This is a genomic window from Streptomyces bungoensis (genome assembly GCF_001514215.1).
In the GTDB taxonomy this organism is placed as follows: domain Bacteria; phylum Actinomycetota; class Actinomycetes; order Streptomycetales; family Streptomycetaceae; genus Streptomyces; species Streptomyces bungoensis.
In genome coordinates this window covers 701,807-710,746 of sequence record NZ_KQ948852.1, presented here as the reverse complement: position 1 = coordinate 710,746, position 8,940 = coordinate 701,807, and the positions used below count along the sequence as shown (strand labels likewise).

Here is an 8,940-nt window from a genome sequence, read left to right as displayed (position 1 = left end):
TCCTTTTACAGCTCCGGCTCTTGGGCACACCGCCCAGGAGCCGGAGCTTTTTTGCGTTGAGGTAAGGTCAGTGAGCATCGTTGGTTCGTTTCCCTCAGGAGGCCCCCGGGTGGAGGTCCAGGAGACCCGTGTCCAGACGGACCGGGTCCTCACCATCCCCAACGTCCTCAGCATGGCGCGGCTCGTCGGCGTACCCGTCTTCCTCTGGCTGATCCTCAGGCCGGAGTTCGGAGGGCCCAAGAGCGACGGCTGGGCCTTGCTGGTGCTGGCGTTCAGCGGGGTCAGTGACTACCTGGACGGCAAGCTCGCACGACGCTGGAACCAGATCAGCAGCCTCGGCCGGCTCCTGGACCCGGCCGCGGACCGCCTCTACGTCCTGACCACCCTGCTGGGCCTCACCTGGCGCGAGATCCTGCCCCTCTGGCTCACAGGGCTCCTCCTGGCGCGGGAACTGATGCTGCTCGTGATGGTGGGCATCCTCCGCCGGCACGGCTACCCGCCGCCTCAGGTGAACTTCCTCGGCAAGGCCGCCACGTTCAACCTCATGTACGCCTTCCCCCTGCTGCTGCTCAGTGACGGAAACGGATGGATCGCGTCACTCGCTGCAATTTTCGGATGGGCGTTCGCAGGATGGGGTACAACCCTCTATTGGTGGGCAGGAGTGCTCTACGTGGTACAAGTCCGCCGCCTCGTCCGCGCGGACACCATGGCCGATTGAACTCGTCCATTGTCCGGACATAGTCCTTCGATGGCCCGCGGCCCAGAAGTGGGGGACAATTGGGACGGGTGAAGTCGGCTAGACCGTCGTCTCTTTAGGAGGACGCTTCCGACATGAAGGCCGTCGTGATGGCCGGCGGCGAAGGCACTCGCCTTCGCCCCATGACCTCGAGCATGCCCAAGCCGCTCCTTCCGGTGGTGAACCGCCCGATCATGGAGCACGTGCTGCGGCTGCTCAAAAGGCACGGGCTCAACGAGACCGTAGTCACCGTGCAGTTTCTTGCGTCGCTCGTCAAGAACTACTTCGGTGACGGCGAAGAGCTCGGAATGGAGCTCACGTATGCCAACGAGGAGAAGCCACTCGGTACCGCCGGGAGCGTCAAGAACGCCGAAGAGGCGCTGAAGGACGATGCTTTCCTGGTCATCTCCGGCGATGCCCTGACCGACTTCGACCTCACCGACCTGATCAATTTCCACAAGGAGAAGGGCGCGCTGGTCACCGTCTGCCTGACCCGCGTGCCCAATCCGCTGGAGTTCGGCATCACGATCGTCGACGAGGAGGGCAAGGTCGAGCGTTTCCTCGAGAAGCCGACCTGGGGCCAGGTCTTCTCCGACACGGTCAACACGGGCATCTACGTGATGGAGCCCGAGGTCTTCGACTACGTCGAGGCCGATGTGTCCGTCGACTGGTCCGGCGACGTCTTCCCGCAGCTGATGAAGGAAGGCAAGCCGATCTACGGCTACGTCGCCGAGGGCTACTGGGAGGACGTCGGCACGCACGAGAGCTACGTCAAGGCCCAGGCCGACGTGCTCGAGGGCAAGGTCAACGTCGACATCGACGGATTCGAGATCTCCCCGGGAGTCTGGGTCGCCGAGGGTGCCGAGGTGCACCCGGACGCCGTCCTGCGCGGGCCGCTCTACATCGGCGACTACGCCAAGGTCGAAGCCGGCGCCGAGATCCGCGAGCACACCGTCATCGGCTCGAACGTCGTCGTGAAGAGCGGGGCGTTCCTGCACAAGGCCGTGGTGCACGACAACGTCTACGTCGGGCAGCACAGCAACCTGCGGGGCTGCGTCGTCGGCAAGAACACCGACATCATGCGGGCCGCCCGGATCGAGGACGGCGCCGTCATCGGTGACGAGTGCCTGATCGGTGAGGAATCGATCGTCCAGGGCAACGTGCGGGTCTACCCGTTCAAGACCATCGAGGCGGGCGCCTTCGTCAACACCTCGGTGATCTGGGAGTCCAGAGGACAGGCCAACCTCTTCGGCGCCCGCGGCGTCTCCGGCATCCTGAACGTCGAGATCACGCCCGAGCTGGCCGTACGGCTCGCCGGCGCGTACGCGACCACGCTGAAGAAGGGCTCCACGGTCACCACGGCCCGCGACCACTCCCGAGGCGCCCGAGCCCTCAAGCGCGCCGTCATCTCCGCGCTGCAGGCCAGCGCCATCGACGTACGGGACCTGGAGAACGTGCCGCTGCCCGTGGCCCGCCAGCAGACCGCGCGGGGCAGCGCCGGCGGCATCATGATCCGGACCTCGCCGGGTGTGCCGGACTCCGTCGACATCATGTTCTTCGACGGGAACGGAGCGGACCTCTCCCAGGGCAGCCAGCGCAAGCTGGACCGCGTGTTCGCACGGCAGGAGTACCGCCGCGCCTTCCCCGGTGAGATCGGCGACCTGTACTTCCCGGCCAGCGTCTTCGACTCGTACACCGGGTCCCTGCTGCGGAACGTCGACACGACGGGCATCGCGGAGTCCGGGCTGAAGGTCGTCGTGGACGCCTCCAACGGCAGCGCCGGGCTCGTGCTGCCCAGCCTGCTCGGCAAGCTCGGGGTGGACTCCCTGACCATCAACCCCGGTCTCGACGAGTCCCGGCCCACGGAGACCGCCGAGATGCGCCGCAAGGGACTGGTGCGTCTCGGTGAGATCGTGGCGTCCTCCGGGGCCGCGTTCGGTGTCCGGTTCGACCCCGTCGGCGAGCGGCTGTCGCTCGTGGACGAGAAGGGGCGGATCATCGAGGACGACCGGGCGCTGCTCGTCATGCTGGACCTGGTGGCGGCCGAGCGGCGCAGCGGCCGGGTGGCCCTGCCGGTGACCACCACCCGGATCGCCGAGCAGGTGGCCGCCTACCACGGCACGCAGGTCGAGTGGACCACCACCTCTCCCGACGACCTCACGCGCGTGGGAGGCGAAGAAGGCACGATCTTCGGCGGTGACGGCAAGGGCGGGTTCATCGTCCCCGAGTTCAGCAGCGTGTACGACGGCACGGCGGCCTTCGTGCGGCTGATCGGGCTGGTGGCGCGCACCCAGCTCACGCTGAGCCAGATCGATGCGCGGATCCCGCGGGCGCACGTCCTCAAGCGGGACCTGGCGACGCCGTGGGCCGTCAAGGGCCTGGTGATGCGGCGGGTCGTCGAGGAGGCCGGAGACCGCTCCGTCGACACCACGGACGGTGTGCGGGTCGTGGAGACCGACGGCCGCTGGGTGATGGTGCTGCCCGACCCGGCCGAGGCCGTCACCCACCTGTGGGCCGAGGGCCCCGACGACGCCTCCGCGCAGGCCCTGCTGGACGAGTGGTCGGCCGTGGTGGACAGCGCCGGGCGATGAGGAACCGGTAGCTCCGTACGGCAAAACGCCCCGCACGCGCGCGTGCCGGACATGTGTCCCCAAGGGGGCCTGTCCGGCACGCCGGTAGGGCCGTTCGGAGGTACTGCCCGCGACATGCGACGATGTGCGGCATGCCGCAGCAACCCCCCGTTCGGAGCAGCCCCCCGCGGCCGCAGCGCCCGGACGCGTCCATGTCGTTGATCACCAACGTCATGGACCACAGCCTCGACGACGGGTACGCCGAGGCCGCCGCCCGGAAGGAGTCCCGGGGCGAGGGTGGGCTGCCCAAGACCCTGAGGGCCAAGCTGGGCCTCGCGGCCGGGCTGGTCCTCGCCGCGCTGGTCGTCACGGTCGGAGCGGCACAGGCGCGGGTGGCGGCGCCCGTGGTGGCCAAGGAGCGTCAGGAACTGATCGACCGTATCGACGGCGAGACGTCCGCCGCGGACAAGCTCGAGAGCGATGTCGACAAACTGCGCGACGACGTCGGCGCGCGGCAGCGGGCGGCGCTCCAGCAGACCGGTGGCAGCGACGCCGCCGACCTGGTGGGCGTCCTGTCGGGGGCCACCGCGGTGCACGGCCCCGGGGTGAGACTCGTGGTGAACGACGCCAAGGAGGCCACCTCCGGCGGCGACGGCACCAACCCGCGCGAGACGGCCGACTTCTCCGACACCGGGCGGGTCCGCGACCGGGACATGCAGCGCGTGGTCAACGGACTGTGGGCCTCCGGAGCCGAGGCCGTGTCCATCAACGGGCAGCGGCTGACGGCCCTCTCCGCGGTCAGGGCCGCGGGTGACGCGATACTGGTCGACAACAAGCCGCTGGTGCCGCCGTACACGGTGCTGGCCGTGGGTGACGGGGAAAGGCTCGGCACCAGGTTCCAGAACAGCGCCGACGGCCTGTATCTGCACGCGCTGGAGCAGAACTTCGGCATCCGCGCCACCATCTCCACGGAGGGCGACGTCCGGTTGCCCGCCGCACCGAGTGTGATCGTTCGCACAGCGAAGCCGAACGCCGAGAAGACTGAGAAGGGCACATCGTGATCGCCGTACTGGGCCTCGTCGTGGGAGTCGTGGCCGGCCTGTTGGTCCGGCCTGAGGTTCCGGCGGTCGTCGAGCCGTATCTGCCGATCGCCGTCGTCGCGGCGCTGGACGCCGTGTTCGGCGGTCTGCGGGCCATGCTCGACGGCATCTTCGACGACAAGGTGTTCGTGGTGTCGTTCCTGTCCAACGTGGTGGTGGCCGCGCTGATCGTGTTCCTGGGCGACAAGTTGGGTGTGGGGGCGCAGCTGTCCACCGGTGTCGTGGTCGTCCTGGGCATCCGGATCTTCTCCAACGCGGCGGCCATCCGTCGGCACGTCTTCCGGGCGTGACGGCGATGAGCGACGAGGAGCGGCAGCCGGAGAACAGGCTGCGCAGGGAACTGCCCGACGAGGTGCCCGTCCCGGCCCCCCGGCCCGAGCCGGCGGCCGGCCGGCCGGCCGAGGAGAGGCCCGAGCGGAGGCCCGAGGAGACGTCCGGCCAGGCGGCGGGGCCGACAGCCGGCCACCCACCCGCGCGGACATCCGCGGGAACGGCAGGAGGTGCGGCCGGCCAGAGCGGTGAGCCGCGGCTCACCGGGCGTCAGCGGCTGGTCCAGGGACTGTGGCCGCCGCGGCTCAGCCGCGCCCAACTCATCGTCGCCCTGCTGCTGTTCGGCCTCGGATTCGGGCTGGCCGTGCAGGTGGCGTCCAACAGCGACAGCGACAGCGCGCTGCGCGGCGCCCGGCAAGAAGATCTTGTTCGCATCCTCGATGAACTGGACGACCGTACTCAGCGTCTTGAGGACGAGAAGCAGGGACTCGAAAAGCAGCGCCAGGAACTGCAGAGCAGCTCCGACCAGGCCGCGGAGGCCCGCCGGCAGACCGCCGAGAAGGAGAGGCAACTCGGCATCCTGGCGGGCACCGTGGCGGCGCAGGGTCCCGGCATCACCATGACGATCGCGGACACGAAGGGGACGGTCAAGGCGGACATGCTGCTCGACGCCATCCAGGAGTTGCGCGCGGCCGGGGCGGAGGCGATCCAGATCAACGGGGTACGGGTCGTCGCGAGCACCTATCTCAGCGACACGGGCAACAGCGTGAGCGTCGACGGGAACAAGATCAACGCCCCTTATCGTTTCAAGGTCATCGGCAAGCCGCAGGACCTCGAGCCGGCGCTGAACATCCCGGGGGGCGTGGTGCAGACATTGGAGAAGGAGCAGGCCACGGCGACCGTCGAACGGTCCACCAAGATCGTCGTGGACGCCTTGCGGCAGGTGAAGCAGCCTGACTACGCTCGGTCGTCCTCCCCGTGAACCGGTGGTGCATGGGGGGCGTCCGGCAGGGGCATGAGGTTGCGGGGGGTCGGCGCACCGAAGGGGTGGCGCGTGGTGGAAACTGTCTGGTGGATACGGACGTTGTGAGGGTGTCCGGGTCGGCCGGTCAAGGCAATCAGGGTTCGTCCTGCCCCACGGGCGGGTCTGTTTCGGTCAAGGGGAATCGCCCGTGAAGTTGTTTGCGAAGTTGTTCGGCAAGAGCGCGCGAGAGGGCGGCGACAACGCTACCGCTCGTCATCGCGCCCAGCCCGACGCAGAGGGCCAGCGCCCGCTGTTCCGTGACCAGGTCGCTGGTCCGGGCGGTGACATTTCGGGAGGTCAGGGCGCGGCGTCTGTTGACCCCTCCCACTCCGGCGGCATAGGTTTCGGGCAACCGTCAACCTCAGGTACGGGTGGAGAGTTCGCCTCCGGCCCGTATGCGTCCAACGCCCCCGCGGGGCAGCCGCGGCAGGAGGATCCGTCGATGTCGGCCCTGGTGTGTACGAGGTGCGGTAACCGCAACGCGGAGAACGCCCGCTTCTGCTCCAACTGCGGTGCGCCGCTGCGCCCCGGCGTCGCGCCGGAGCGAGCGTCGGAGACGACGTCCACGATCTCCATCTCCGGCCTCGAGGCCTACGACGCCGAGATGACCGGGCAGACGCCGGTGCCGATGCTCTCGCCCGAGGCGCAGGCCGCGGTGGACGCGCTGCCGATGGGCTCGGCGCTGCTGGTGGTGCGCCGGGGGCCGAACTCGGGCAGCCGCTTCCTGCTGGACAGCGACCTGACCACGGCGGGCCGTCACCCGCAGAGCGACATCTTCCTGGACGACGTGACGGTCTCCCGCCGCCACGTGGAGTTCCGGCGCTCCCCGGACGGTTCGTTCACGGTGGCCGACGTGGGCAGTCTGAACGGCACGTACGTCAACCGCGAGCGGATCGACCAGGTCGCCCTGTCGAACGGCGACGAGGTGCAGATCGGCAAGTACCGGCTGGTCTTCTACGCGAGCCGGCAGGGCATCTGACCCTCCGGACCCGTCCGGGGGACCCCAGGGAAGGTCCATGCTTCAAACACCGAGCGGCGGTGCCCGAAGCGGTGCCGCCGCCACGGACAGTGGGCTGATGAGCATCGGCACGGTGCTGAACGCGCTGCGCGACGAGTTTCCCGAAGTCACCATCTCCAAGATCCGCTTCCTGGAGTCGGAGGGACTGGTCGAGCCGCGGCGGACCCCCTCGGGGTACCGCAAGTTCAGTGCCCGTGACGTCGAGCGCCTCGGCCATGTCCTGAGGATGCAGCGGGACCACTACCTGCCGCTCAAGGTGATCCGCGAGCACCTGGACGCCATGGAGCGGGGCGAGGCCGTCCCGCTGCCGGTGGTGGGGCGCCAGCGGACCGGGGACGACACGCCGGAACCCCCCGAACGGCCCACGGCCGCCCGGGTGGGGCGTGCGGAGCTGCTCGCGGCCGCCGGGATCGGCGAGGACGACCTCGTGGAGTGGCAGTCCTACGGGCTCATCGCCCCCCTGGAGGACGGGGCGTACGACGCCGAGGCCGTCACCGTGGCCTCGCTCGTCGCCGAGCTGGGCAGGTTCGGGATCGAGCCGCGTCACCTGCGGGTGATGAAGGCGGCGGCCGACCGCGAGGCGGGTCTGGTGGACCAGGTGGTGGCCCCGCTGAAGCGCCACCGCAACCCGCAGACCAGGGCCCACGCGGAGGCCCGCACGAAGGAGCTGGCGGCGCTCACCGTGAGACTGCACGCGGCGCTGGTACAGACGGCGCTCGGTGTGCGGCTGCCCTGAGCGGCGGGTCTCCGGGCGGCCGGATCGGCCACCTGTTCCCGGCCCGACTACCCAAACATCCCGGGCACGGCCTAGGGTTGCTGTGTGAACGAGCTCGATGTCGTAGGTGTCCGGGTCGAGATGCCCTCCAACCAACCGATCGTGCTCCTGCGCGAAGTGGGGGGCGACCGCTACCTCCCGATCTGGATCGGGCCGGGGGAGGCGACGGCGATCGCCTTCGCCCAGCAGGGCATGGCCCCGGCCAGGCCGCTGACCCACGACCTGTTCAAGGACGTGCTGGAGGCCGTCGGCCAGGAGCTGACCGAAGTGCGCATCACGGATCTGCGTGAGGGCGTCTTCTACGCGGAGCTGGTCTTCGCCAGCGGAGTCGAGGTGAGCGCGCGGCCCTCCGACGCCATAGCGCTCGCCCTGCGCACCGGGACGCCGATCTACGGCAGCGACACGGTGCTCGACGACGCCGGTATCGCGATTCCGGACGAGCAGGAGGACGAGGTGGAGAAGTTCCGCGAGTTCCTCGACCAGATCTCGCCAGAGGACTTCGGCACCAGCAACCAGTGAGGCCGACGCGCCGACCGGGACGCCGCAGGGCCGTGACCGGCCGATCGGCGGCTCCGCGCGGCCTGCGTCGCCGGTGCACTTGCCACCGGCCAGTGAGAGCGTCCTACGCCTTTTCGCCAGAGCATTCGGCTAGCCTTTCCCCGCGGTGGGGCACGGGAAACCACTCTTAGGGTGATTATCACTCGGCGTGCCGAGTGTGGCGATCGTTGACGCACCCCTGGTGACTGCCTACCGTCGAGAAGGCAGGTCAAGGACGGAGGTCGGCGTGAGAACCAGCGGCGACGGTACGGTTGGGGGCGCCCCCGGACGCGGTTTCGCGGAGAGCGGTCCGTACCAGCTTCACAGCAGCGCGGTCGACCACGCCCCGCAGCGACCCACGGCGGTGCCGAACGGCGGAGGGGCGGCGTCCATGACGTTGGAGCAGATCGGCTACCGGGGGCCGACGGCCTGTGCGGCGGCGGGCATCACCTACCGGCAGCTCGACTACTGGGCCAGGACCGGGCTCGTCGAGCCCAGCGTGCGGCCCGCGTACGGGTCGGGCACCCAGCGGCTGTACAGCTTCCGGGACGTGGTCGTCCTGAAGATCGTGAAGCGGTTCCTGGACACCGGGGTCTCGCTGCAGAACATCCGGACGACCGTCCACCACCTCAGGGAACGCGGTTTCCGCGACCTGGAGCGCATGACCCTGATGAGCGACGGCGCCACGGTCTACGAGTGCACCTCGCCGGACGAGGTGCACGCCCTGCTCCAGGGAGGCCAGGGCATCTTCGGGATCGCGGTCGGCGTGGTGTGGCGGGACGTGGAAAACGCTCTCTCGCAGCTGCACGGCGAGCGCGTCGACACCGGGGAGACCCTCGTCGGCCACAATCCCGCGGACGAGCTGGCGCGCCGGCGCAACCGGGCGGTCTGACCGGGGCCGCGTCCCCGG

The 8,940-nt window shown here is 69.4% G+C and carries 9 protein-coding genes; all 9 read left to right on the top strand.

Annotation, left to right across the window (positions count from 1 at the left end):
- Positions 1 to 109: 109 nt before the first annotated feature.
- Positions 110 to 718 carry a cardiolipin synthase ClsA gene (gene clsA, locus AQJ66_RS07460; protein ID WP_061918249.1) on the top strand — a complete coding sequence of 203 codons (609 nt, stop codon included), beginning with the start codon at positions 110 to 112 and terminating at the stop codon, positions 716 to 718.
- Between the two features lie 113 nt (positions 719 to 831).
- Positions 832 to 3,327: a mannose-1-phosphate guanyltransferase gene (locus AQJ66_RS07455; RefSeq protein WP_061918247.1), complete on the top strand. Its 2,496-nt coding sequence runs from the start codon at positions 832 to 834 to the stop codon at positions 3,325 to 3,327.
- 122 nt (positions 3,328 to 3,449) lie between these two features.
- Complete coding sequence (locus AQJ66_RS07450; protein ID WP_107118873.1) at positions 3,450 to 4,367, top strand: DUF881 domain-containing protein; 918 nt, start codon at positions 3,450 to 3,452, stop codon at positions 4,365 to 4,367.
- Positions 4,364 to 4,696 carry a small basic family protein gene (locus AQJ66_RS07445; RefSeq protein WP_003988855.1) on the top strand — a complete coding sequence of 111 codons (333 nt, stop codon included), beginning with the start codon at positions 4,364 to 4,366 and terminating at the stop codon, positions 4,694 to 4,696. Before AQJ66_RS07450 ends, AQJ66_RS07445 begins: the two co-directional genes overlap by 4 nt.
- 5 nt (positions 4,697 to 4,701) lie before the next feature.
- Positions 4,702 to 5,658 (top strand): DUF881 domain-containing protein, encoded by a 957-nt coding sequence (locus AQJ66_RS07440; RefSeq protein ID WP_061918381.1) that lies wholly within the window; start codon positions 4,702 to 4,704, stop codon positions 5,656 to 5,658.
- A 190-nt stretch (positions 5,659 to 5,848) separates the two neighbouring features.
- Complete coding sequence (locus AQJ66_RS37030) at positions 5,849 to 6,679, top strand: FHA domain-containing protein (protein ID WP_208611298.1); 831 nt, start codon at positions 5,849 to 5,851, stop codon at positions 6,677 to 6,679.
- A gap of 37 nt (positions 6,680 to 6,716) precedes the next feature.
- Entirely contained in the window at positions 6,717 to 7,454 is a 738-nt protein-coding gene (gene ftsR, locus AQJ66_RS07430; protein ID WP_061918241.1) for a transcriptional regulator FtsR, read from the top strand.
- An 84-nt stretch (positions 7,455 to 7,538) separates the two neighbouring features.
- Positions 7,539 to 8,012: a bifunctional nuclease family protein gene (locus AQJ66_RS07425; protein ID WP_004934251.1), complete on the top strand. Its 474-nt coding sequence runs from the start codon at positions 7,539 to 7,541 to the stop codon at positions 8,010 to 8,012.
- Positions 8,013 to 8,277: 265 nt separating this feature from the next.
- Positions 8,278 to 8,922, top strand: coding sequence for a MerR family transcriptional regulator (locus tag AQJ66_RS07420; RefSeq protein ID WP_079060109.1), 645 nt, complete (start codon positions 8,278 to 8,280; stop codon positions 8,920 to 8,922).
- The last annotated feature ends 18 nt before the right edge of the window (positions 8,923 to 8,940 follow it).

Bases quoted from the DNA above. Each gene is read 5' to 3' on its own strand.
- AQJ66_RS07455 (WP_061918247.1), top strand. From the start codon at position 832: ATGAAGGCCGTCGTGATGGCCGGCGGCGAAGGCACTCGCCTTCGCCCC.
- AQJ66_RS07450 (WP_107118873.1), top strand. From the start codon at position 3,450: ATGTGCGGCATGCCGCAGCAACCCCCCGTTCGGAGCAGCCCCCCGCGG.
- AQJ66_RS07440 (WP_061918381.1), top strand. From the start codon at position 4,702: ATGAGCGACGAGGAGCGGCAGCCGGAGAACAGGCTGCGCAGGGAACTG.
- ftsR (WP_061918241.1), top strand. From the start codon at position 6,717: ATGCTTCAAACACCGAGCGGCGGTGCCCGAAGCGGTGCCGCCGCCACG.